The following is a 23,170-nucleotide window of genomic DNA, read 5'->3' as shown; positions in this document are numbered from 1 at the left end:
GGCCGTATCCGGCGGCGTCGAATAAGGGATGCGGGTCAGTCGGCGGCCGGAGGCCGGGCACGGGGAGCGCGGGTCAGTGCGGTGATGCGGGCCGCAGCGGTGGGCAGGCCGGAGATGATCCACCCACAGCGCTGGTAGGTGCGGGATTCATGGGCGGCGACGTCATACAGCATCGCCAGCAGGCAAGAGCGGCCATCCAGCCCGGCTTCTTGCAGCAGCTGGCGGGCGCTGCGGTCGGCGAGGTACTCGCTGCGCCGCTGGCCGGCCAGGATGGCCAGCCAGGCGGTGAGCCAGAGGGCACCGGCTATGAGCACGATGCGGTTCCAGCCGCCGAGCAAGGCCGCCAGCAAGACCATCAGGGCGAGATCGGCGAGGTGTCCCAGCCAGCGGCGAAGCGGCGTGGGGGTCTGCTGGTGGCAGGTCAGGGCATGGGCCAGCGCGCCGGCGGCGGCGCGCCCGGTGTGGGCGTTGGGTGGGCCGTACAGCACGCCACCGCCGATGCTCAGAATCGGGATGGGACTGTCATCACCGGTGCGCTCGGTGCTGATGACGATGCGGCGGCTGGGGTCGGCATCGGGCTCGGCCACCAGCATGACCGCAGGCACGTGAGCGGTGTGGGCCAGATGCAGCGCCAGCATCGACAGCTCAGCCCAAACGGCGGCCGAGCGGTCGGGCATGGCCAGGCCCAGCAGCTGTGGCGATTCCTTGGGGGTGGAGGTGTTGCGGTGGGAGGAGGACGGAGCGGGGACGGTGCTCATAAGGGCGGATCTCCTTCAAGCTCAACGGAACGGGGGTCAGGGGGCGCGACGGCAGCGGGGGCATCCTGGGCGGATGCACCGGTTGGCTGGCGACTGCGCCCAGCGGGCGGTAACGGCATTGAGGCGGTGGCCGGCCACGGCCGCGGCAGCGATCAGATGCCGGGCGTGCGCCCAGACCAGGGCGTCGGCCAGGTGCACACGCACGGCCAGACTCAGGGAGGTCATGTGATCCTCCGAAGTAACGAGGGAAAGCAGGGGTCAGGCCGCGTGGCTGGCGTTCTGCCGACGCCGAGCGGCGCGGCGATACCGGGCGGCGGCCAGCTGGCAGGCGCGGCTGCAGTAGGGGCTGCGGGGGTTGAAGGCCGGGCCGCGGCAGTGCCGACAGCGGTGCGGCAGCCGCGTGAGCGCGGTGCGTTCCTGTTCGGCCAGGCCGCCCCAGACGCCGTGACGCTCCTTACGCACCAGGGCGTCGGTCAGGCACTCAAAGCGCACTGGGCAGCTGACGCAGATCGCTGTGGCTGCGGTGGCGGAAGCGGCATCGCCGCGGTCAGGGAAGAACAGTTCGGGATCGAGTTCGGTATCCGCGCAGCGGGCGCGGATCCGCCAGAGGTTCATCGAGTCACCTGCCGGTTAGGGGCGGAGGTATTAGTCGGATGGGGAGAGGTGCGTACATGCACGTTTAGAAGGCGGCGGGTGAAGGCCGCGGCCCGGCCGGGTGGAACGCTGGCCAGCGACAGAGCGCGCTCTTCACGGCGGATGCCGATGGCCATCACTGGAAGGGCACCGAGGACGACGATCAACACCAACAGGCCGAGAGCCACGATGGTCTGCCAGACACCGGCCACCTGAGCGGCCACGAACACCACCGGGCCGGGTAGGAACAGCCCAGCGATCCGCAGGACAGTACGCATGGCAAGCCTCTATTCGGAGAGCAGGGGTAAAGAGGACGCGCTCACCGAGAACGGGGCGCGGAAAGAGAAAGGCTGCAGGTGCCGTCGGCTTTGAGCCGAGGGTGTTGCAACGGATGGCCGCGGCCTTCCACGGCGCGGTCTGTCGACGAGAGGACTTGTAGATAGGCCTGTCACGTGCCTATCGGCAGCCGATCGGCGCGATGCGCGATGAGGGCCTGAGTGGTTGTGGCGTCGGCCAGCACCCGCATGGCGCGTTCTCCGGCGGCCGGCAGCTGGCCATGACGGTCCAGCTCGGCACGGAGAAAGACCAGCGGTGCGGCCTCGCAGCATTGTTCGGCGGCGATACTGGCGCGTGCCGCGGCCAGCAGCGCCATGTAGTCCCCGCGCAGCAGGTGCTCGCGTAGCTGGGCCGCCTCCACCGCGCTCAGCAGTTCGGTGACCACGACGGCCAGCTCATCGGCATCGTTGATCAGCTGGGCGGCCTGGGCGTGCTCGCGCAGGGCGGTGATGCGCTGGCGGGTCATCATGAGGGGCCGCCCCTCTGCCGTAGCAGGGTGCGCAGCTCAGCCAGGACCTCATTGAGGGTGGTGGCGATGGCCTGCAGCGCTTCGGCCTGCGCCAGCTGGGCGCACACTGATGCGATGAACAGCTGGCCGTCGGCGCGGACGCGCTCGGCCGCGGTGGCATCATCCGGATCGAAGCCGACCAGTACCTCATCGAGCTGCAGTTGTGCCTCGCGCAGGGCAGTGATCTCCTCCAGCGGTTCCGGGGAGGGCAGGGCGTTGACGGTCATGGGCGGGTACTCCTTTTTGGGAAGCGGGGCATGACAAAGCGCCCGGCCGGACCAGAAAAGGTCCATCCGGGCGCCACGAGGGCAGAGCGTGTGTGGTTAGGCGGCGGTCAGGCGATGGATCGGGGTAGGCGTCGGCGGCTGAGGGGCGAGCTGGATTCGCCGGGTGCGTCGGGTGGCTGCCTGGCGGCAGGCCATCGCTAGGCGGGCCAGCCACTGGGTGGGGGTCAGGTCGATGATGACGCGCTGAGCGCTGCCGGGGCAGCGGGTGGTGCCGTCATCTGTGCGGTGGGGCCACAGCATGCTGCGGCGGATCAGCCGCCAGCGGTTGCAGTCCGGGCAGACGGCCATGAGACGTTCCCCTGGCCGCAGGTTGAGGTGGTTGGGAGGCATTGCGCTGGCCAGCAGGGGTGGGCGTCGGTTGTGGCGCATGAGCGTTCTCCTTACGAAGGCAGGGAGGTGCTTGCGTTCTCCGCCGACCACGCACCTGCGGGTAAGCGGCAAGGGCGTGGGGGACGGGCAGCGCAAGCGCTGCGTGTGCTGCCAGCCGTACTCACGACTGTGATCGGCGGGACCTTGGATTCCATCACCGGGATCTACAGCTTCAGCTGGCATTCCGTTGTTCAGTTGATCAAGAAGCGACTCGCATAGCTTGGTTTGCCGGGAGCTGGCCTAGTTGACCAATTAGCTCCACCCGAAGCTCATCGTATACGTAACTTCGTATACGTACAAGACCTTCGCATACGAAACTGCGTATACGATGTAGGCGTCATCGACGGGCAACTGGAGGAGTGATCACCGAATGGCGGAACCGGCTTACGTCCGCATCGCAGGGGAGTACGCCCGACGTATCCGCGGAAGAGAGCTTCCGCCCGGCATCCAGTTGCCGAGCTACGCTGAGATTGCTCAGCAGAACGGGGTGTCGGACATCGTGGTGCGCCGGGCAATCGAGTTGCTCCAGAGCCAGGGGCTCGTCCGGTCCGTACGTCGACGTGGCGTTTTCGTTGCCGACCGGCCAGATCTCGTTCGGATCTCTCCTGAGCGGCAGATGGAGTCGGCTGAACGCTCGTTCCAGAACGAGTCCGATCGGGCCATCCAGGTGGAACGCAGCAAAGAGCAGATCGTCGCCGCCGACGACCTAGCGGAAGCTCTTGGTGTTCCAGCAGGTGAGCAAATCACTCACGTTGTTACCCGAGCTACCGAGGATGGTAGGCCCATCTCGATCTCCGATACCTACCATCCAAGAGATGTCGCTGACATATCGGAAGCGACCTTCCTGGAAGAGACGATCGCTGACCAGTTGCCGGTGCCAGCACATGCCGACTGGCTACGTACCACCCCCGGTGATCTCGTCAAGACAATCCACCAGCGGTTCCTTTCCTCTGATGGTCGAGTCATCATGATCTCCGATATTTCGTACCCACGAGATCGCTACGACGCCTTCGTATTCCGCATGGCTCTGAAATAGGCGCACACAAAAAAAGGGGGGGTGCTGATCGATTCAGCGCCCCCTCCGTCTTGCGCTCCTCAGTTCCGGACCCAGCCCTGAGCCACGTCCGCCTCAGTCCACCATGAGACAAAGTGAGGGTCTACGGAGTCCAAGCTCCAGCGAGCTGCCAGGGCATCAAAAAATGCGTCGTTGCCGGTCTTGCCGCCCTTCGGCTCTCCGATGTAGACGAGCCGTTTGCCCCCTGCTCTCTCGAATGACGACAGCGCCTCAGACGCCATCTTGTCGCCCCAGCCCGGTGGCCAGCAAAGAAACAGCACGTAATCTGCAACTTCGGAACGGGTTGCAAACCCATCGAGGTCACGAACTGGGTGCCATACGTCTACCTGTCCGGATGCTCCGGGGAAGGAGATGTTCTCGGTCTTGTCTGGAGGCTCTACGTCGTAAGCCTCGACCGGCAACCCTGAGCGAGACAACTGGGCTGCCCAGTACCCTCTGCCGGCCCCCAGCTCCACGATCGGGAGGCCGGCGCAGAAGCCAGATATCCATTCGATGGTCTGCGGAGAAGGTACAGCGTAGGCGTAGGCTGACTGCAGAATGAGCTGTGCAAAGGCGAGACGCGCGCTTCCCTCTGCTCGACCGCCGTTCACCACGCGTCGACCCTCGTGCTCGAATACCAAGGGCTCAACGATGTCCCAGTACGGGTTGGAGCTCACTGCAGCTCCACCGGTCATGTAGTGCACAAACCGCAGGTCAAACGCCGCGTCGGCCTGATCATCACCAGTCCCCGGCAGTCTTGTTGCCATCTCCAGGTACTCCGCGACCTTGGGGTACTCGGTCTGAAGACGTCGGTCATCCTGGAGCAGCGCCTTGAGTTCATCCCACCGTTGCGTCGTCATAGTGACTTGAGCCATGCAAGCAAGCTTCTCGTACCATGCTCGACCGTGCCAGGTTTTCCCGATGTGCCTGTGACGGAAGTGCTGGTCGAACCGACGCAGACAGGGGCCTACCGAGCTCGGCGCGTCCGCCCCGACTCTCCATAAGCAGGCTCAGGGCCTGTGCGGCAAGGGCGCGAGTGAGCCATGGATGCTCTTGTAGGAGAGGTATCAAGAGCTTGATCACGTCGAATACGTGGTGAGATTTCCATATAGATCTACGTTTGTGCAGTTCAGGGCGTTTTTGTGACGGGTCTGTAAAACCGTCGGCTCAGCCTACGCAGGTTCAAGTCCTGCACCTGCCACACCAGTAGAGAGCCCCCGATCGGCAGAGATGCGATCGGGGGCTCTTTCGTCTCCGTCCGATGGTGTCCGGCCGGCACCGGCGTTCTGCGGTTGATCATGACATGGGCACAGACCCGGGCCCATGTCATGATCACGCCGTGGACGAAAATCGAGAGCGACGAAGAGCCGGCGCGCCGCTTCCCCCGCATCGCCCGCTGGATGCGGGGTGAGTAGCGGGCGCCTGAAAAACCGGGATCATGGTCGTCATGCCAGGGTTCATCGATCCGACGGCCGGGTTGCGGAAGTCGTTTCTAGCAGCGGTGGCCGAGTTCCGGGCCGACCGTGACTACCCGGTTCCATGGTTCGTCGACGACGTCGATCCGCAAGCTCTGGCAGACGCGCGGGGCTTCGAGGCATATGTCGCGCGTGTGCTCGGCGAGCGGACCCAAACGGGCGTACGAAGCGGTTTCGTGCCGATGACCACGCTGTGGTGGGTCGACGGCGAGCGATTTCTGGGCAGACTGGCCATCCGCCATCGGCTCACCCCGGCGCTGATGGAGATCGGTGGTCATATCGGTTATGACGTACGTCCCAACGCACGTCGTCAGGGGCACGCGACGGCGATGCTCGCGGCGGCGCTGCCGATCGCGCGATTGCTGGGCATCTCTCGGGCGCTGGTGATGTGCGACCGGACGAATACCGCTTCCCAGCGGGTTATCGAAGCCAACGGTGGCGAACCTCTCGACATCATCGCGCAGAAGCGTCGCTATTGGGTGCCCACGACGCAAGGAGGCACGGGTCTCAGGTAGCAACTGGGCGTGAGGCGTAGCCGCACTGCCGGCTGCACGCCTACGACGTTCCCAGCACCGCTCTCCGTATGGCGGCGTACGCCACTGAACTCATGCAATGGGAACCGGATAGCTTATGACTCTTTTTCCCGCCGAAAATTTTCCCACCGGAAATCAACTGCGTCTGCTGGTGGCGCACGGGCTCGACATGCGGTTCGGTGCCCAATGGGTCAGCATCGAGGACGGTCACGAAGTGGCCCGGCGTCTCCTCGGCGTAGGAAGAATCACAGGGCGTTTCCCCGATCAGGACTGGGTTTCGTCGGAGGGACTGTTGTGCGTCATTCCCTGATGTCGGCGCGATGCCTTGCGAACCCGCGCCTCGGCAGCGGACAGGGCCCCTGATCGGCGGAGACGCGATCAGGGGCCCTTCCTTTTCCACTCACCCGTGCCTCAGGTGAAGACCCTCACAGGAGCGGGTCGGGTGCGTATCCCCGGAGACCGGCCGCGTACATCTCCTCGTCCAGGCGCCGCAGCTCGGCCCGTATGTCGGCCTCACTCGGATGGGCGGACGGAGCATCGGAGAGGGGGACCGTCGGCTGGGCCGGAGCCGTGGTCCCCGTCGGATGGGTCGAGAGCGGGGCCACCGCCGGATGGGTCGAAGAGGGGGAGACCCCGCCCGAGCCCAGTGCGGCGAGAAGCTGTTCCAGCAGCTGGCGGATGTCGCCGGGCTGTGACGTGGTGGCGGTGGGGACGGCCCCGAGGGCGCGCAGGGCGTCGGGTATCCCCACCCCGGTCCGGTACGGCTGGCCGAGATCCAGGGGTGTGCAGCTCGATTTGAGGATCTCGAACAGGCGGTCCACCCGGCGGGCGTCGCGGTGGGCGAACTCCCTGCTGAACTCCTCCCTGTGGGCGAGTACGAGCGCGGCCAGCCCCGTCACATGGGGAGCGGCCATGGAGGTTCCGTCCCAGACCGCGTAACCGTTGTCGGGTACCGACGAGAGAATCGCCACGCCCGGCGCGCAGACGTCGACCTCGGGTCCATAACAGGAGAACTTCGCGGCGAAGTAGCCCTCGGGACTGACCGGATCCAGCGCCTCGTCGCCGTGGGAGCTGCCGGCGGGATAGGTGTCGAGCTTGCCGATGGCCGCCACCGTCAGCACCGCGGGCATGCTGCCGGGGAAGTTGACCGGGCCGCCGGTGTTGCCGGCCGCCGCTATGCAGGCCACCCCGGCGGCCCGGGCGGCGTTGATCGCGTCCGCGACGTACCCGGCGGCCGCCGGGGTGCCGAGGCTGAGGTTCACGACGTCCATCTGGCGGTCGGTGCAGTAGTTGACCGCGTCGACGAAGTCGCTCAGGTAACCGCCCGGGAAGATCTTGCAGACGTGCACCTCCGCTTCGGAGGCGAATCCGAAGATCCCCACGCCCGTGTCGGCTCCGGTGATCACTCCCGCGCAGTGCGAGCCGTGCCGTACGACGTCCACGGCCCAGCCCTGGGCGGTGTCGTCGACGAAGTCGACCCCGTCGGTGATCCGGCCGCGCAGAATGGGGTGCTTGGCGTCCGCTCCCGAGTCGATGATGGCGATCTTGACCCCCTTCCCCCGCAGGGTGGGGCTCACCCGGTCCAGCGACATGGCGCGCTGTCCCCAGCCGAAGATCTGTTGCTGGGGAAAATCGGGAAAGGTCTCCGACAGCGGCATCAGGGTGACCAGGTTGTCCTGCCCGGTCGCCAGGGCGGGCCGATTCACCTTCGCGTTCCAGTAGTTGGCGGGCGGGTCGATCAGCACGGACTGGATCGACTCCGGAACCTCCCCGACCAGCGTCACCGATGCCCGGCCGTCGTTCCCCGTGATCGCCTGCGAGAGGCCCAGGGTGCCGGTGATCAGGATCATCGCGCCCGGAATCGGCTGGCCTTCGGGATTTCGGACGAGGAAGCTGAGAGTGAGGTGCTGGCCGAGCGGCTGCAGCAGTCCGTTGGCGAGCGGCTGCTCCGGAGTGAGCACCGTCCCCGTGTAGGTCAGCAGCCGATCGGCCTCCATGCGGACCTGCGGGAACGACTGGCGCATCATCTTCGCGCGCTCGATCTCCATCTCGGCGACCACGATCTCCGGGACGGAGGGGACTCCCGAGGAGAACGGAGTGACGCTCGACGGCGCCAGGCGGCGCAGTACGTTCACGCCGGGGTCGTCTTGGAGCATTCTGAGCAGAGCGGACGAGCTGATGGGCGGCGCGCTTATCCCCAGCGGCGCGAGCTGCGTCGGCGGAATACTCGCGATCATGTAGCGATGGGGCCGAGACGTCAGCTCGTTCAGACGCGGCTGCGGCGGAGGTTTCGCACGGCCCCGAGGCCGGGGCTTCGGCTTCTGAGTGCCGTCCTTGTCTTCGTCACCCACGGCGTTCGTCCTTCCTGCGGATGTTCGACCTGACCCTGTTCAGCCGAGAGGCTGTACGGGCAGATCCTGTTCGATGGTGAAATTCGGTCCGAGTTTCCGTCTCAGGATCTCGGCGTACTCCGCGGTCATCTCTACGACCAGGAGATTCGGCGCTTCGGGGTCTCCGACCTTGCGTACCGTTCTCACCTCGGGATCCCCCGAGACGTACTGGGCCACGTCGATCAGCCGGACCGGCCGTTCGCGATCCTCGCCGTATATCACGTACCGGATACGCCCGGCCCGGTCCTGAGCCGCCGGCTCAGGCCGGAGCGGCCTATTCATTGGGGGTGGGAAAGGGCTCGCCGAGATGCTTGATTACCTCCGCGGCGTTCTCGGCGAGTTTCAGGGACGCCGGGTACTGCCCGGCCCGGTAGAGTCGCACCGCCTCACGCATCACGGGAACGACTCCCACCAGCCGGGGCTTTTGCGGGACGGTCACCTGCAAAAACCTGTTGAGGCTTTCCAGGAGAGTGCGGCTCTGTAGCGTCGACGGGTCCTCGAATGCCGTTCCGCCGGTGTTGAAGGGTCTGAAGGTGTCATATGAAGTCGCTGATTTCGCTGCCATCTTCCGCTCCGCGTCGAAGGTGCCGGAACTGCTGGCCGGACCAGGGTGGGCGGGGGGAGTGTGGTGAGGTCTGCGGTGATCGCCGTCCTATCTGGACGGACTCCGGAACATGTCCAGGATGCCTTTCATCAGCTCGGGGCCATGGTGGATACCGATGTCCAGGAGGGTGCCGAACAGGTCGGCGGGGATCATCTGGCCCTGGCCCTGGCCCTGTTGGGCGGAGGTGCCGGTGGACATGGGGCTGAAGGAGGTGCCGGTGGACATCGGCCGGGCGACGCCGCCTGAACCCTGCTTCTGGAACAGGTCCAGGATGCCCTCGACGATGCTGGGGCCGACGGTGATGCCCAGGCCGATGAGGGTGCTGACGAGCTCGGCCGGCAGCATCTGGCCCTGACCCGCCTGGTCCTGCGGACCCTTGGAGGCGTACTCGGGGTAGGGATAGGGAGTGGTCGAATGCGCGTAGCCCGGCAACGTCGTATTTGTCATTATCTTCTCCGGATCTTGGGAATCATCGACTCTCGGGGACGCGGCGTACATCCCGCAGTAAGCAAATGTCCAAACCGAAATAGAGTTCATTGACCTACTCTTCAGCCGGTCGTTACCGCCCTTGACTATCCATGTCAACGTTGGAAATCCAGGCGGGCGGACATTTTCAGGCTTGAATAAAGATCCTTGAGCCGGTCGGGCGGCAAAGGGGATTTTCACCCCGCTTCACGGAGGCTTTTTGTCCGTGTGCGACCCCGCGGTTCCACGGTACGGCGATCCCGCCGGTCAGCCGCGCAGGGTGCGGCTGGGCGGGCGGCCGTAGACCTGGCGGTAGGCGGCGGCGAAGTCGCCGGGATGGAAGAAGCCCCAGCGGGCGGCCACTCCGGTGACGGTGGTCCCGTCGCCGGGGACGGCGGCCAGCAGCCGGGCGGTGGCGCCGGCCAGCAGCGGCTGGGCCATGGTCGTGGGGTTCGCCCGCAGGCTGTCCATGACGTAGTCGACGGTCCGCAGCCAGCAGCGGGCCGCGGCCGGGCAGGCGGGGCGCAGGGAGGCGAAGCGCAGCGGCGGCAGGGGATCGTCCGGCCGGTTGCGGGCGACCTCGGCGGCCACCTCCGGCGGCACCATGACGGCGGTGGACCGGACCGAGGCCGGCCGCGTGTGGTAGGGGCGGCCGGGCTGGGCGTGGACGGTGAAGTCGCCGGGGCCGAGACGATCGCCGAGATCGAGGTCGGTGCGCACCCCCGGTGCACCTGCACGACGATGAGCATGGGAAAAGGGTCGGCGCGGTACTCGGTGGTCGCGGTGTGGTCGATGGTGTTGAGATGGAACGGCCCCGGCCCGAATCGGGTGTGGTGGAACCGGTAGTCCTCGCGGGTCTCGCTGATCTTCACGGGAGCGCCGTAGGCGGCGGACAGGAACGCCGCGGTGTGTTCGGGATCGGTGCCGTCGAACTCGATCCGGAACCGGTCCGGCCCTCGGGCGGGAGGCACGGTGGCGGTCTCCTCCGTCCGGCCGGTGCTCATGAGCACGGCGTCCGGGCGGGCGGCGGCGTCACGCCGAAGGCGCCGACGTCCGGTTCCCGACGCCGGCGCGGGTGGGCGTCCGCACCCGGCATGGTGGCTCCCCGCGTTGGGCGCGCCCCGACGGCGGCGGGGCGAGCGCCGCACCCGCCGAGCGAGGCCGCTTCTCAGCCTGTCATGCCGTGCCGGAATGCGGAAGGCCGCCAGCGGGGCCTCGGCCGCCGCTCCGGGCGAGGCGGAACCCGAGGTCGTCGATGCGGAGCGTCGGGTGGCTCTTGCGACGGCACGACGCCCGGCAACCGCGGGGGAGGTCGTGCGCGCCACCGCCGCGGAACACGCGGTACGGGCCGTAGACGCCGGGATCGTAGAGATCCCAGCACCACTCCCACACATTGCCGATCATGTCGTGCAGGCCCCAGGCGTTCGGCGCCCTGGTCGCGACGTCGTGCACCGCGCCGCCGGAGTTCCCGCGGTGCCAGGCGATCTCGTCCAGCTCGCCGTACCGGACGCCGTGGGTCCCGGCCCGGCAGGCGTACTCCCACTCCGCCTCGGACGGGAGGCGATAGCCGTCGGCCCGCCAGTCGCAGGTCACGTCCAGCCCGTCGGGGTCCTCGCCCGCCGAGTAGCAGGGCGTGAGGCCTTCCACCTGCGAGAGCAGGTTGCAGAACAGGACGGCGTCCTTCCACGAGACGTCGGTCACCGGTGCCCGCGGCCTCGCCGGGTCCGGGGACGCCTCGCCGCGGACGGCGTCGTACAGCTCGCGGGTCACGGGGTACGGCGCCAGCCGGAAGGCGCCGACCTCGGCCGTCCAGCCGGTCTTCGTGCCCTCGTCGTGCAGGAGGATCTTTCCGGGGGGAATCTCGATCATGAGGTCGGCGATCGCGTGCCGGGACCTGTGACGGGACGTGGGTTGAGGGCTCATCGCAGGCTCAACCTACCCGGTCGGATTTCTCAGTGACATGCGGATATATGCGGATGTATCGGAACCGGTCACCCGGTGGCCGAGGTGCCGGTGCCGCGGGAGCCGTCCTCCTCCTCGGGGAGGTCCGGCCCGGCCGCGGCCCGCCCGCGCCATTCGGCGGCCCTGCGGCGGCAGCGCCGGGCCTCCATGCGGTAGAGGATCGTGCCGCCGGGGTTGTCGCCGTCGAGCTTGTCGTAGCGCAGGGCCAGGCGCTCCAGGGCGTCGGCGGTGGCCAGGTAGGCCTGCCGGACGTTCTGCCTGGCCTGTCGCAGGTAGGCGACGGCCTCGGCCGTGTATCTCCGGCTCTCCTGGAGGCGGGGGCGGCTCGACGGAGGATGGGGCAGGGCGTGCCGGTGTATCCGGGGCGGGAGTCCTCCGTCCTGCGGGGGGTCCATGGTCGCCTCCTTGCGAAGAGCCCGGAGGCTCGCGCTGTCCTTCCTCTTCCTTCCGGCGTGCGGGACGCGCGGGTTGCACGCGTACCGGGAGAAGGAGGCCTGTGTGAAAGGTCGTGACCGGGAGAACGGGGGGCCGGCGTCACGCCGACGGGCTGAGCAACCCGTCGCCGGAGCCGGACACCGCGCGCAGGGCCGAGATCGGATCGGAGTGGACCTCGAAGAGGATGCGCAGTCCCGTCAGTTCCAGGAGCTGCTGCAGGTGCCGGCCGACGCAGGACAGCACCAGCCGGACGCCGCGGGCCTCGCTGCTCCGATGGGCGTCCACCAGCTCGCCCAGTCCGGTGGAGTCGCAGAAGACGAGTTCGGACAGGTCCATGATGAGGGCCGACACCTCCGGCAGGGCCCGGGCGCGTTCCAGATGGGCACGTAGCAGCGACACTGTGGCGAGATCGAGTTCTCCGGCGACGCGGACGACGGCGGCATGGTTGTACAGGGCGGTCGTGACGGTGAGCGCCGGGCCGCGCTCGGGTGTCCGCATCATGACTCGTACTCCCTCGCGCCTGCAGGGACAGGGCAGGCACTCGCTGTCTTACCAGGAAATACCTTGCCATGCAGGGCGATAGATAACCTTCATCTTCCCCGTGATCCGCCGGGCCGGTCCTCTGCCAGGACTCCGTCCACGGGCGGCGGTCCGGTGGCGATGTAGACCATGGCGGTCTCGGGCTCGAACACCGCCCGGTAGCCGGCGTTGGTCAGCACGCTCATCACGGCCAGGTGCACCGCGGCGCGGATGCCGGGGTAGCGGCCGGACATCCCCTCGGCATCGGTGGGGTCCCACATCACGACCAGCCCGAGGTCGGCGTCGGAACGTAACCGCACGCTGTAGGGGTCGTCTTCGGAGGTGCGGGAGTTGATGAATCCGGCGTCGGTCAGCAGGGCGCGTACGCGCGCCTTCAGGCGGGCGATGTCGTCGTGGCCGGCAGGGTCAGGGGCGTCCACACCCCTCACGGTAGCGGAGGCGCCCGGTTTCCACGGCCGGACCTGCGGATGGAGCGGGCCGCGGAGCGGGAGACGCCGGCCGGCGCCGGACGACGGGCGCCGGCCGGCTCCGCTCACGCGGTGCCGTACGGGTTGTCGATGACGTATCTCCACAGGCCGTCCCGGCCGCGCCGGGCGACGTCGGCGGCGGTCCCCTCGAAGCGGACGCCGGAGCCGTCGCGCGCGGTGCCGCGGATGGACCAGTCGACGATCAGGAGGGCGATGTCGCCGGCGACGTAGACGTGCCGGGGCCGTGACTCGATCGGCACGCCCAGGCCGACCAGGTGCGCGATGGCCCCGGTCCGCGCCGGGCCGGCGAGAGGATGGCCGGGCCGCGGGACGACGAGGCCGTTCTCCTCGTAGGTCTGGTCGACGGCGGCCGGATCGCCGGCGTTGAACGCGTCGACGAAGACGGCGTGGTGGAGTGCGGGGTCCTCGGTGAGACGCACGCGAGGCTGCGCGGGGTCATGATTACTCATCATGACTTATGCATCATAACACGAATTTAGTTGAAATTTCCAGTTTTATTGGCTCGTACGGCTGCGCGTTCACGGCCGCTTCCATGAAAAAGACGGCGGGAATTCTTTTCCGTCCCGCGAGCCGGCGGCCGGGAAGCCGCGAGCCGGCGGCGGGGAGGTCACGGGCTGACGGCGAGGAAGAGGAAGCAGGCGAGCAGGGCGAGATGCACGCCGCCCTGCAGGAGGGTCGCGCGTCCCGGGACGACGGTGAGGGTCGTCACGACGACCGTGATGGCCAGGAGCACCATGTGCGTGGCGCCCAGGCCGAGCAGCAGCGGCCCGTCGAGCCAGATCGACGCCACGGCGATGGTCGGGATGGTCAGCCCGATGCTGGCCATGGCCGAGCCCAGCGCGAGGTTGAGGCTGGTCTGGATCCGGTCCCGCCGGGCGGCCCGGGTGGCGGCGATGGTCTCCGGCAGCAGCACCAGCAGCGCGATCACGACGCCCACGACCGCCTGCGGCAGCCCGGCGGAGGCGACGGCCGCCTCGATCGCCGGGGATTCGACCTTCGCCAGCCCGACGACGGCCACGAGCGCCACCAGCAGCAGGCCCACGCTGGCCAGGGTCCTGCGTCCCGAGGGGGGAGCGGCGTGCTCGTCGACGTCGATGACGGCGCCCTCGGAGGTGACGGGCAGGAAATAGTCACGGTGCCGGATGGTCTGGGTGACGACGAAGAGCCCGTACAGCGTGATCGAGGCCACCGCGGCGAAGGCGAGCTGGGCGGAGGAGAAGGCGGGCCCCGGCGTGCTGGTGGTGAAGGTCGGCAGCACCAGGCTCATCGTCGCCAGCGTGGCCACCGTGGCGAGCGCGCCGCCCGTGCCCTCGGCGTTGAACACCGCCACCCGCCGCCGCAGCGCTCCGACCAGCAGCGCCAGGCCCACGATGCCGTTACATGTGATCATCACCGCGGCGAAGACGGTGTCCCTGGCCAGCGACGCCGTCTCCGGGCCGCCGGACAGCATCAGGCTGACGATCAGCGCGACCTCGATGATCGTCACCGCCACCGCGAGGACGAGGGAGCCGAACGGCTCGCCCACCCGATGGGCGACCACCTCGGCGTGGTGGACGGCCGCCAGCACCGCGCCCGCCAGGAACACGGCCGCGATGACCACTCCCGGCGTCGGCAGGTCGCGTCCCCACGACAGGATCAGCATCACGGTCGCGAGCAGCGGGACGAGGACGGTCCAGTGGGCGGCGGGTGAGCGGATCAGGTCTCCGACGACGGAGAGTGGGCGGGTCATGCCTCCAATGCTGCCTCACCGCCCTGCCCCGGCCGGTAGGCGGCCTTCGGGAGCGGCCCTCACCGGTCGAGGGCGGTCCACAGAGTGGTGAACTCCTCGGCGGTCAGCGGGTTCAGCCCGAAGTCGTGCGGATGGAGCGGGCCCTCGGCCAGGAAGCCGTGCTCGTCCTCCAGATGGCGCCAGGAGTATCTCCGGGGCAGGCCGTCGGAGCCGAGCTCGGCATGTCTGACCGGCCAGTACTCGCCGCCGTCGTCCACGACCGTCTCGAACAGCCAGATGCGGCCGTCGCCGTCCACGCCGTGCCAGTACAGGTGCGGCCGGTCGCTCTCGTCGAGCGTCCGGATCATGTATCTGCGCTGGTCCTGCAGCATCTTCATCCCCTCTGCCGGAATCGGCTCCGCCGAAAACTACCGAAAGCCTCTGAAAACTGCCGAAAATCTCTGGAAACCACCGAGAAGCATCAGAATCCGCCGGCCTCCGCGGTCCGGAGAGCTCCACCGGGTCCTTAGTCTGGCCTGGTCATGTTGCGCGTACTCGGTCCTCTGCAGGCGGAGATCGACGGCCGCGCGGTGGACCTGGGCACCTCACGGCAGCGGGCCGTGATCGCCAGGCTGGTCGCCGCGGGCGGGCACGTCGTCTCCACCGATCGTTTCATCGACGACCTGTGGCGGGGGCAGCCGCCGCCCAAGGCGCTGGCCGCCCTCCAGGTCTATGTGTCGAACCTGAGGCGGGTGCTCGAACCCGCACGGGCGCCGCGCACCCCTGCGACCATACTGGTCAGCGCCGCCCCGGGATATCGCCTGTGCCTGGACCCGGAGCTGGTGGACGCCTGGTCGTTCCCCGCGCTGACCGACTCCGCCGCCGCCGCGCTCGCCGCGGGTGACGGGGAACGGGCGCTGGAGCTGGCCGACCGGGCGCTCGGGCTGTGGCAGGGGGCGGCCTACGCCGAGTTCGCCGACGAGGAATGGGCCGAGCCGGAGGCGGCGCGGCTGGAGGAGCTGCGGCTCGTCGCGGTGGAACACCGGGCCGAGGCGCTGCTGGCACTCGGGCGCAACGCCGGGATCGAGCTCGAACGGCACGTGCGCGCCCATCCTCTGAGGGAGAACGCCGTCCGGCTGCTGGCCCTGGCCCACTACCGCGCAGGACGGCAGGCGGACGCGCTGGCCGCCATCAGGCGGGCCCGCGACGTGCTCGCCGAGGAGCTGGGAGTCGATCCCGGACCCGGCCTGCGCGCGCTGGAGGCCGACATCCTCTCGCACGCCGAGTCGCTGCGCCGGGAGCCGCCGGCGTCCGCCCGGACGCCGGTCCGGCTGCGGGCGGCCGAGCCCGTCCCGGCCGAGCCCGTCCCGGCCGAGCCCGTCCCGGACGGGCACGACCTCGCAGAGGGCCCCGGCCCCGGAGACGGTCATGCCCGTGGCGACGGGGAGGCTCGCGACGACGGTGACGCCCGTGAGGACGGTCTTGCCTCCGAGCAGACCGGCGGGCTCGTCGGCCGTACGGCGGAGCTGGCCGCGCTGCACGCAGCGGCCGGGTCGCCGGGGTTGCACACCGTCTGGCTGGGCGGGGAGGCGGGCGCGGGCAAAAGCGTGCTGGCCGAGACGTTCTCCCGGAGGCTGGCGGCGCGGGGATGGCTGACCGCGACCGGGCAGTGCCCGGAGACCGACGGCGGGGCGCCGCCCGCGTGGGCGTGGAGCGAGGTGGTGCGCGCGCTGGCCGCGCCGTGCCCCCCGCAGGGCGACACGGCGGTGCGGCTGGCGCCGCTGCTGGCCGACGACGCCCCGCCCGCCGGTCAGTTCCTGCTGGCCAGGGCGGTGGAGGACTATCTGGCGGGAGTCGTGCGGGAGGGCGTGCGGCTGCTGGTCGTGCTGGAGGACGTGCACCGCGCCGACGGGGAGACGCTCCAGCTCCTGCGCCACCTGGTGGTACGGCTCGCCGCGCGGGACATCACGGTGGTGGCGACCTACCGTCCCGCGGAGGCCGGCGACCACCTCGGCGCCACCTGGGCGGCCCTGGCGGGCCGGGACACCCACCGGGTCGACCTCGGCGGGCTCGGCGGCGACGACGTGGCCCTGCTGCTGAGGCGGCGCTCCGGGATCGAGGTGGACGCGATGACCGCCCGCGCGGTGGCGGAGCGGACCGGGGGCAACCCGCTGTTCGTCTCCGAGACCGCGCGGTTGATCAGCACGGACGGCGCCTCCGCGGCCAGGGCGCTCCCTCCCGGGGTGCGCGACCTGATCAGGCGCAGGATCGCCCGGCTGCCCGCCACGGCCAGGACCGTGCTGCGGGACGCGGCGATCGTCGGCCGCGACGTGGACGTGGACGTGCTGCTCGCGATGGAGGGTGCCGAGGAGGACACGGTGCTCGAAGGGCTGGAGGCCGGCGTGCTGACCGGCCTGCTCACCGAGCCGGCGCCGGGCCGGGTGCGCTTCGCCCACGTGCTCGTGCGCGAGACGCTCTACGAGGACACCCCGGGCATCCGCCGTACCCGCCTGCACGGCAGGGTGCTCGCCGCGCTGGAACGGGCCCGGCCGGGGGACGTCTCCGCGCTCGGGCACCACGCGCTCGCGGCGGCCACCCCGGGCGCGGCGGACCGCGTGCTGCCGTACATCGAGGCGGCCGCCTCGGCGGCGGCGGGCCTGCACGCCTACCGGGAGGCGGAGACGCTGTACTGCGGCGCGCTCGGCCTGGTCGGCGACGACGACCGCCGGAGGCTCGACCTGCTGTGCGGGCTGGTGGGCGTCCAGGCGCAGGAGGGCAACGTCATGGGGGCCAGGGAGAATCGGGAGCGGGCCATCGAGGTGGCGCGGCACCTGGGATCCGGGCTGGTCCGGGCCCTGACCTCCTACGACGCCCCGGTCACCTGGTCGATCCAGCCGAACCGGAGGGTCGACGGGCCGTTCGTCGCCGTGCTGGAGGAGGCGCTGGCCACGCCGGGGCGGGACGGGCAGGACGACGAGGCGCGCTGCCGGCTGCTGGCCACGCTCGTCTTCGAACTGGAGGGACACGACGACGAGCGGTGCGAGCGCTACAGCGCCGAGTCCCTGCGGCTGGCCCGCGCGCCGGGCCGTACCGAACTGCTCTGCCTGGCCCTCAACGCCCGCTACTTCCTGCTGCTGACCCCGGGCCGGCGCGAGGAGCTGGAGGCGGTGGGCCGGGAACTGGTGGAGCTCGGCGAGCGCGGAGGGCTGCCGGGGTACGCGATGCAGGGCCACCACGCCCTGTTCATGGTGAGCCTGGGCCGGGGCGATCTGGCCGCGGCCCGGCACCACGCCGACCGGGCGCTGGAGTACTCCACCGGCGGGCAGCTCGGGCTGGCGCTGGCCGTGCTGGCGCTGCTCGACACCCTGGTCCTGCTGATCAGGGGGGAGTTCGAGCGCGCGGAGAGCTCCTACACGGCCACGGCCGAGATCATGGCCGCGGCCGGGGGCGCCAACGCGCTCGGCATCGGCGTCGCCGGCCGGTTCGTGACCAGGCTGGCGGCGGGCTCGCCCCAGGACATCGACGAGATAGCGGCCATGTACGAGCTCATCCCGCAGGACTCCTCCGAGATCCTGGTCCGGGCGCTGGCGGCCGAGGGGCGCCACGAGGAGGCGCGTTCCTTCTGGGAACCGGACTGGGAGCATCGTCAGGACTACTACTGGCTGGTACGGCTGGCGCTGCGGGCGGAGAACGCGGTGGCCCTGGGGGACCGGGAGGTGGCCGAGCGGTGCTACCGGGAGCTGCTGCCCTGGGACGGGGAGACGGCCGGCCTGCAGTCCGGGTCGATCACCATCGGACCGGTCGCCTGCGTTCTCGGCGATCTCGCCGAGTTCCTCGGCCGGGACGGCACGGACCACTACGCGAAGGCGGCGCGGGTCGCCGAGGCGATCGGCTCCCCGCACTGGGCGCGCAGGGCCGAGGACATGCTCAGGCGGCAGGGGTCCGGGCGGCAAGGGCTCAGGCAGTAGGGACTCAGGCCCGGACTCAGGTGACGGGGACTCAGGTGGCCTGGCCGAAGATGAGCCGCTGGCGGCGCCGGTAGCCGCCGCGCAGCAGCGCCAGCATGACGGTCAGCACCGGACCGGCCAGCCGGCGCAGCCGGGCGAGCTCGTCCGGCCTGGCGTAGTGCTCGATCCTGGGCAGGTCGAACTTGATGTTGCCGCCCTTGCGGACCGCGTTCTCGACCGTCTCCCAGTCGGCCACGGACACGTACTCGGTGATGATCGGGAAGATGAGCCGCTCCTCCTCCTCGATGTGCTCGTCGAGCATGTCGGCGAGCCGGGTCAGCGCGGTGGCGAGCGCCGAGGCGTCCCGGGTGGCGGCGAAGCGGGCCGCCTGCGCGGTGATCTCCTCCAGCAGGGGGTCCAGCTCGGAGTGGTCGTCGCTCAGGTCGCGCAGGTCCACCTCGGCGCCGGCGGAACGCTCGATGACCGGCCAGAGCATCTCGTCCTCCATCGTGTGATGGTGGTGGATGCTCCTGCACAGCAGCGCGACGTCCTCGGAGATCGCGGCGGCGCGGGCGGCGCCGGCGGACTGCCGGCCGGCGGCCAGCTCCGTCGCCAGGACGGCCATGCGGCGGGTGTCGCCCCGCATGGCGCGGTGCGCGATCGTGAATCCCAGCAGGTCGGGGGTCATGTCAGGGCCCTTTCACATCGTTGCGGGTGGTACTCCGCAACGATGCGACGGCCCGTTTGGAACCTACTTGGTGAGGACTTGCGATCCTCTCGGGGACCCGGTCGCGGCGGGCCGGGGCACGGGAGATCCGATTTCGCATCGTGTGCTCGGGACGTGTATGGTTACACCTGTCCGCAACGCGAGAGCGGCAACGGACAGGCCCCTATAGCTCAGTCGGCAGAGCGTCTCCATGGTAAGGAGAAGGTCAACGGTTCGATTCCGTTTGGGGGCTCCACAGCCTCGATGCCCTGACCGTCCGGTCGGGGCATTCGGCTTGGGTGGGTCTGAGGACCACCCGTGAAATGCTCAAGGTTCCCGGCACACGGACGGGCACAATGGGGGAAATCCCCATGGAATTGTCCTGACGTGCGCAAGTGCGCAGGCGCTCTGCGAGTCGGGTATCCTTGCGGTGGCCGGTCGATTTCGCCGGTCCCAGGCGGAGTAGCTCAGTCAGGCAGAGCAAACGGCTCATAATCGTTGTGTCGCCGGTTCAAGTCCGGCCTCCGCTACTACCCTCCCGGGCCCCGACCACAAGCGGGGCCCCGGCATGGGTTGTCCCAGTCCCGAACGTAGAAAGGCACTCCCAAGTGGCTGCCACCGACGTTAGGCCGAAGATCACGCTGGCCTGCCAGGAGTGCAAGCACCGCAACTACATCACGCGGAAGAACCGGCGCAACGACCCGGACCGGCTTGAGCTCAAGAAGTACTGCCCGAACTGCAAGACGCACCAGGCGCACCGCGAGACCCGCTAAGTCTCTGCGAAGCCCTCCCCCTCGGGGTGGAGGATGAGAACTTCTGTAGCGCTCAGATACCCAACGCAGACCGGCGTCCCCTCCAAGGACGCCGGTCTGTTGCTTTTCCCCGGTCTGCATGACAGTCATGGCCATGCCCGGTGTGCTCCGGACCTTTTCGCTCGGACCCCGGTCCGTATGGCGGGGCCGTACCTCCTCGACCTCGCCCGGGCCGCTATCGTGATCGATTGTCGCATCCGCACAGCTTTCCGGCGCGGGTGTTGACCGTGCTCGACAGCCGGCTGCGGTGCGTGCCGGGCTACGGTTTCCTGGTGGCCGATCGGGGCTCGACCTCCCGAATCTTGTTCTGTTACTGTCGGCCTCACCAGCTCGGATTCCGTAAAGGAGCACGATGGCTCTGAACCGCGATTTCGTCGGGCGGGCGTCCGCGCCTTCCGCGCCCTATGAGGTCAGCCGTGTGAAGATCAGGGAGTTCGCGACGGCGATCGGCGACAGCAATCCGATCTACCACGACAGGGGTGCCGCGCAGGCGGCCGGTCATCCCGATGTCGTCGCCCCGCCCACCTTCCCGATCGTGTTCAGCCTGTCCGGCGGGGCGATCCTGGCCGACCCCGAGCTCGGCCTGAACTTCGCGATGGTGGTCCACGGCGAGCAGCGCTTCGAGTACCGCAGGCCCATCCACGCCGGTGACGAGCTGGTCAGCGTCTCCACCGTGACCGATATCCGCAGCGTCGGCCGCAACGAGTTCATCACCGTCAGGAGCGACGTCACGACCGTCGAGGGTGAGCTCGTCTGCACCACCTACAACACCATCGTCGAGCGCGGAGGGGCGGGCTGACATGGCCGCGACGGTCAAGTACGACGAGGTCGAGATCGGCCAGGAGATCCCGGCCGCGGACTATCCGGTCCGCCGGATCAACCTGGTGATGTACGCCGGGGCGTCGGGGGACTTCAACCCCATCCACTGGAACGAGCGCTTCGCCAAGACCGTCGGCCTGCCCGACGTCATCGCCCACGGCATGTTCACCATGGCCCAGGGCGGCCGGTTCGTCACGGACTGGGCCGGCGACCCCGGGGCGGTCGTCGACTACGGGGTGCGGTTCTCGTCCATGGTGGTCGTCCCCGACGACGACCACGGCACCGTGATCACGGTCAGCGGCGTCATCGAGGAGAAGCTCGAGGACAAGCGCGTGGTGGTCGCCCTGACGGCCAAGTGCGACGGCTCCCGGGTGCTGTCCAAGGCGCGCGCGGTGGTCCAGCTCGCCTGAGGCGGGCTTCGGCCGGTCCGCGCCCGGGCGCGTGCACCGGGGCGGGCCGTGCCGGGCTTCTGCGTGGGGTCGTGCCGGGCTTCTGCGTGAGGCCGGGGCGAGAGAATCTTCTCCCGGTGCGTGGGTAGCGTCAGGAAATGAGCGAAACACCACGTTACGTGACTGAGCGGGCCGAGGAGAGGACCGGTGAACGGCTCGACGGCCGGCCCGAGGACGCTTCCGCCGCCGCCGAGGCCGCCACGCCGGGTGGCTCTCCCCACGCCATCCCCGAGCCCGAGGCCAAGCGGGTCGCCGACGAGGAGGCGGCCCCCGAGCAGGTGCCCGAAGGCTCCGAACTCGTCGGCCGGGCCGGTGACAACGAGCTGGAGGGCAACCCCCAGCGGGTGGCCGCCTCGCAGCGCTACTGGGACGGGGCCACCGGGACGTCGCGGATCGACGAGGCCATGCCCCGCGGCCAGGACGAGGATCCCGCCGGATCGGGCGAGAACACCGGCGGAACGGAGCTGTGACCTGACATCCCGGCCCCGGGCATGCCGCACTGCCTTGCTCCGTGGTGGGGCGGTGCCGAGGGGGTGGGGGGCCGCGTAGGGTGGTCGGCGGATTTCGCATTGACCCCCGAGGGACGTGGCATGGCAGAACGGGTGGCAGGGGTACGGCTGGCGCCGTACACGACGTTGGGGCTGGGCGGACCGGCGCGGGCGTTCGTGGAGGGCGGGTCGGCCGAGGAGATCGTCGAGCTGGTCGCGGAGGCCGACCGGGCGGGCGAGCCGGTCCTCGTGCTCGGGGGCGGCAGCAACCTGGTCGTCTCGGATGACGGGTTCGACGGGCTGGTCGTGCGGGTCGCCTCACGGGGTGTCGAGATCGACGGCGACCGGGTCACCGCCCAGGCCGGGGAGGACTGGGACGCGCTGGTCGCCCGGGCCGTGGCGGAGGGGCGCTCGGGCGTCGAGTGCCTGTCGGGGATCCCCGGCATGGTCGGCTCCACGCCGATCCAGAACGTCGGGGCCTACGGGCAGGACGTCTCGCAGACGATCACCGGGGTGCGGGTCTACGACCGGGTCTGCGGGCAGGTGCGCGACCTGCCGGCGGCCGAGTGCGGGTTCGCCTACCGGCACAGCGTCTTCAAGGAGGACCCCGGCCGGTACGTCGTCCTGGCGGTCACCTACGTGCTGCCCGGGGACGGGCTGTCCGGTCCCGTCGCCTACAAGGAGCTGGCCGTACGGCTGGGCGTCGGGATCGGCACGCGGGTGCCGCCCGCCGAGGTCCGGCAGGCGGTCCTGGAGCTGCGCGCGGGCAAGGGCATGGTCCTGGACGCCGCGGACCCGGACAGCCGCAGCGCGGGGTCGTTCTTCACCAACCCGATCCTCACCGCCGCCCAGGCGGCCGAGCTGGAGCTGCGCGCCCCCGGCTTCCCCCGCTGGGACATGCCCGGCGGGGACGGGGTGAAGGTCCCGGCCGCCTGGCTGATCGAGAACGCCGGGTTCCCCAAGGGCTACCGCCGCGGCCCGGCCCGGATCTCCACCAAGCACACCCTCGCCATGACGAACCCCGGCCTGTCGGCGACCACGGAGGAGCTCCTCGACCTGGCCCGCGAGGTGCGCGACGGGGTGCGCGAGAAGTTCGGCGTGACCCTGGTCAACGAACCCGTCCTGGTCGGCACCCGGCTGTAGCGTCCGGCCCCTAACCGGCCCCGACCGGTTCCGCGGCGGGAATGAGCAGCTCCCGGCGGGTGTTAAGGTCGGGTGGAAACACCCGAAGGGGAGTAGTCCCAATCGCGTGATCGACACACTGGCGCCCCGGCGCCCGGTCACGCGGGCCTCGTTCCCGGTGAGAGGCGCGGTTGCGCGCCCTCCCGCGCGGACAGGCGGACGAGACCTTCGGCCTGGCAGGCATACGACATCAATGCCGCCGGGCCGAAGCGCGCCCGAAAC

27 protein-coding genes and 3 tRNA genes are annotated in these 23,170 nt (G+C 69.5%); 11 read left to right on the top strand and 19 right to left on the bottom strand.

Going from position 1 to position 23,170, the window contains the following annotated elements; genetic code table 11:
* Positions 1-35: 35 nt before the first annotated feature.
* The 5 genes from Pta02_RS25180 to Pta02_RS25160 all read right to left on the bottom strand — a co-directional run bounded on the left by Pta02_RS25180 (position 36) and on the right by Pta02_RS25160 (position 2,462).
* Positions 36-758, bottom strand: a complete 723-nt coding sequence (locus tag Pta02_RS25180; protein WP_203877392.1) for a hypothetical protein — start codon at positions 756-758, stop codon at positions 36-38.
* A 258-nt stretch (positions 759-1,016) separates the two neighbouring features.
* Complete coding sequence (locus tag Pta02_RS42350; RefSeq protein ID WP_203877391.1) at positions 1,017-1,373, bottom strand: WhiB family transcriptional regulator; 357 nt, start codon at positions 1,371-1,373, stop codon at positions 1,017-1,019.
* Positions 1,370-1,669, bottom strand: a complete 300-nt coding sequence (locus Pta02_RS25170; protein WP_203877390.1) for a hypothetical protein — start codon at positions 1,667-1,669, stop codon at positions 1,370-1,372. Before Pta02_RS25170 ends, Pta02_RS42350 begins: the two co-directional genes overlap by 4 nt.
* 170 nt (positions 1,670-1,839) lie before the next feature.
* Positions 1,840-2,196 (bottom strand): hypothetical protein, encoded by a 357-nt coding sequence (locus Pta02_RS25165; RefSeq protein ID WP_203877389.1) that lies wholly within the window; start codon positions 2,194-2,196, stop codon positions 1,840-1,842.
* On the bottom strand, positions 2,193-2,462 hold the full coding sequence (locus Pta02_RS25160) for a toprim domain-containing protein (RefSeq protein ID WP_203877388.1): 270 nt from the start codon (positions 2,460-2,462) through the stop codon (positions 2,193-2,195). Before Pta02_RS25160 ends, Pta02_RS25165 begins: the two co-directional genes overlap by 4 nt.
* 799 nt (positions 2,463-3,261) lie before the next feature.
* Between Pta02_RS25160 and Pta02_RS25155 the strand changes: the two genes are divergently transcribed.
* Positions 3,262-3,927, top strand: coding sequence for a GntR family transcriptional regulator (locus Pta02_RS25155; RefSeq protein WP_203877387.1), 666 nt, complete (start codon positions 3,262-3,264; stop codon positions 3,925-3,927).
* A gap of 59 nt (positions 3,928-3,986) precedes the next feature.
* Here Pta02_RS25155 and Pta02_RS25150 read toward each other — a convergent pair whose 3' ends face one another.
* The gene (locus Pta02_RS25150; RefSeq protein ID WP_203877386.1) at positions 3,987-4,820 is read right to left on the bottom strand and encodes a hypothetical protein; all 834 of its coding nucleotides are present in this window, start codon (positions 4,818-4,820) and stop codon (positions 3,987-3,989) included.
* A 243-nt stretch (positions 4,821-5,063) separates the two neighbouring features.
* Here Pta02_RS25150 and Pta02_RS25145 point away from each other — a divergent pair.
* Positions 5,064-5,151, top strand: a tRNA-Tyr gene (locus Pta02_RS25145).
* A gap of 241 nt (positions 5,152-5,392) precedes the next feature.
* Complete coding sequence (locus tag Pta02_RS25140; RefSeq protein ID WP_203877385.1) at positions 5,393-5,935, top strand: GNAT family N-acetyltransferase; 543 nt, start codon at positions 5,393-5,395, stop codon at positions 5,933-5,935.
* 443 nt (positions 5,936-6,378) lie between these two features.
* Here the strand turns inward: Pta02_RS25140 and Pta02_RS25135 are convergent, their stop codons facing one another.
* From Pta02_RS25135 to Pta02_RS25080, 12 genes are all read right to left on the bottom strand, one after another.
* Entirely contained in the window at positions 6,379-8,109 is a 1,731-nt protein-coding gene (locus Pta02_RS25135) for a S8 family serine peptidase (RefSeq protein ID WP_203877384.1), read from the bottom strand.
* 234 nt (positions 8,110-8,343) lie between these two features.
* Positions 8,344-8,565: a hypothetical protein gene (locus Pta02_RS25130; RefSeq protein ID WP_203877383.1), complete on the bottom strand. Its 222-nt coding sequence runs from the start codon at positions 8,563-8,565 to the stop codon at positions 8,344-8,346.
* A gap of 52 nt (positions 8,566-8,617) precedes the next feature.
* Positions 8,618-8,908: a hypothetical protein gene (locus Pta02_RS25125; protein ID WP_203877382.1), complete on the bottom strand. Its 291-nt coding sequence runs from the start codon at positions 8,906-8,908 to the stop codon at positions 8,618-8,620.
* An 87-nt stretch (positions 8,909-8,995) separates the two neighbouring features.
* Positions 8,996-9,394, bottom strand: coding sequence for a hypothetical protein (locus tag Pta02_RS25120; protein ID WP_203877381.1), 399 nt, complete (start codon positions 9,392-9,394; stop codon positions 8,996-8,998).
* A gap of 285 nt (positions 9,395-9,679) precedes the next feature.
* Positions 9,680-10,132: an AraC family transcriptional regulator gene (locus tag Pta02_RS25115; RefSeq protein WP_203877380.1), complete on the bottom strand. Its 453-nt coding sequence runs from the start codon at positions 10,130-10,132 to the stop codon at positions 9,680-9,682.
* Positions 10,133-10,588: 456 nt separating this feature from the next.
* Positions 10,589-11,281, bottom strand: coding sequence for a formylglycine-generating enzyme family protein (locus tag Pta02_RS25110; RefSeq protein WP_203877379.1), 693 nt, complete (start codon positions 11,279-11,281; stop codon positions 10,589-10,591).
* Positions 11,282-11,403: 122 nt separating this feature from the next.
* Positions 11,404-11,769 carry a hypothetical protein gene (locus Pta02_RS25105; RefSeq protein ID WP_203877378.1) on the bottom strand — a complete coding sequence of 122 codons (366 nt, stop codon included), beginning with the start codon at positions 11,767-11,769 and terminating at the stop codon, positions 11,404-11,406.
* 139 nt (positions 11,770-11,908) lie between these two features.
* Entirely contained in the window at positions 11,909-12,310 is a 402-nt protein-coding gene (locus Pta02_RS25100; RefSeq protein ID WP_203877377.1) for an STAS domain-containing protein, read from the bottom strand.
* An 89-nt stretch (positions 12,311-12,399) separates the two neighbouring features.
* Positions 12,400-12,768, bottom strand: coding sequence for a hypothetical protein (locus Pta02_RS25095; RefSeq protein WP_203877376.1), 369 nt, complete (start codon positions 12,766-12,768; stop codon positions 12,400-12,402).
* Positions 12,769-12,881: 113 nt separating this feature from the next.
* Positions 12,882-13,289: a YybH family protein gene (locus Pta02_RS25090; RefSeq protein WP_239131212.1), complete on the bottom strand. Its 408-nt coding sequence runs from the start codon at positions 13,287-13,289 to the stop codon at positions 12,882-12,884.
* A gap of 155 nt (positions 13,290-13,444) precedes the next feature.
* The gene (locus Pta02_RS25085; RefSeq protein ID WP_203877375.1) at positions 13,445-14,566 is read right to left on the bottom strand and encodes a calcium:cation antiporter; all 1,122 of its coding nucleotides are present in this window, start codon (positions 14,564-14,566) and stop codon (positions 13,445-13,447) included.
* A gap of 59 nt (positions 14,567-14,625) precedes the next feature.
* Positions 14,626-14,937, bottom strand: coding sequence for a hypothetical protein (locus Pta02_RS25080; protein WP_203877374.1), 312 nt, complete (start codon positions 14,935-14,937; stop codon positions 14,626-14,628).
* 150 nt (positions 14,938-15,087) lie between these two features.
* On the opposite strand from Pta02_RS25080, the gene Pta02_RS25075 reads away from it, so the two are divergent.
* Positions 15,088-18,513 carry an ATP-binding protein gene (locus tag Pta02_RS25075; protein WP_203877373.1) on the top strand — a complete coding sequence of 1,142 codons (3,426 nt, stop codon included), beginning with the start codon at positions 15,088-15,090 and terminating at the stop codon, positions 18,511-18,513.
* Positions 18,514-18,544: 31 nt separating this feature from the next.
* Here Pta02_RS25075 and Pta02_RS25070 read toward each other — a convergent pair whose 3' ends face one another.
* Complete coding sequence (locus Pta02_RS25070; RefSeq protein WP_203877372.1) at positions 18,545-19,180, bottom strand: hemerythrin domain-containing protein; 636 nt, start codon at positions 19,178-19,180, stop codon at positions 18,545-18,547.
* A 198-nt stretch (positions 19,181-19,378) separates the two neighbouring features.
* Between Pta02_RS25070 and Pta02_RS25065 the strand changes: the two genes are divergently transcribed.
* The 7 genes from Pta02_RS25065 to Pta02_RS25035 all read left to right on the top strand — a co-directional run bounded on the left by Pta02_RS25065 (position 19,379) and on the right by Pta02_RS25035 (position 22,909).
* Positions 19,379-19,454, top strand: a tRNA-Thr gene (locus Pta02_RS25065).
* A 200-nt stretch (positions 19,455-19,654) separates the two neighbouring features.
* Positions 19,655-19,728, top strand: a tRNA-Met gene (locus Pta02_RS25060).
* A 78-nt stretch (positions 19,729-19,806) separates the two neighbouring features.
* Entirely contained in the window at positions 19,807-19,971 is a 165-nt protein-coding gene (gene rpmG / locus Pta02_RS25055) for a 50S ribosomal protein L33 (protein WP_030921771.1), read from the top strand.
* 391 nt (positions 19,972-20,362) lie between these two features.
* A complete protein-coding gene (locus Pta02_RS25050) occupies positions 20,363-20,809 on the top strand; it encodes a MaoC family dehydratase N-terminal domain-containing protein (RefSeq protein ID WP_203877371.1) in 447 nt (148 codons plus the stop codon).
* A gap of 1 nt (position 20,810) precedes the next feature.
* Positions 20,811-21,239 carry a MaoC family dehydratase gene (locus Pta02_RS25045; RefSeq protein WP_203877370.1) on the top strand — a complete coding sequence of 143 codons (429 nt, stop codon included), beginning with the start codon at positions 20,811-20,813 and terminating at the stop codon, positions 21,237-21,239.
* Positions 21,240-21,376: 137 nt separating this feature from the next.
* Positions 21,377-21,748 (top strand): hypothetical protein, encoded by a 372-nt coding sequence (locus tag Pta02_RS25040; RefSeq protein WP_203877369.1) that lies wholly within the window; start codon positions 21,377-21,379, stop codon positions 21,746-21,748.
* 120 nt (positions 21,749-21,868) lie between these two features.
* The gene (locus Pta02_RS25035; RefSeq protein WP_203877368.1) at positions 21,869-22,909 is read left to right on the top strand and encodes a UDP-N-acetylmuramate dehydrogenase; all 1,041 of its coding nucleotides are present in this window, start codon (positions 21,869-21,871) and stop codon (positions 22,907-22,909) included.
* Positions 22,910-23,170: the final 261 nt, after the last annotated feature.

Origin of the sequence: Paraplanobispora takensis (genome assembly GCF_016863195.1) — a bacterium.
In the GTDB taxonomy this organism is placed as follows: Bacteria; Actinomycetota; Actinomycetes; order Streptosporangiales; family Streptosporangiaceae; genus Planobispora; species Planobispora takensis.
Note: the sequence above shows the minus strand (reverse complement) of the source record. Positions and strands in the feature narration are given on the sequence as shown.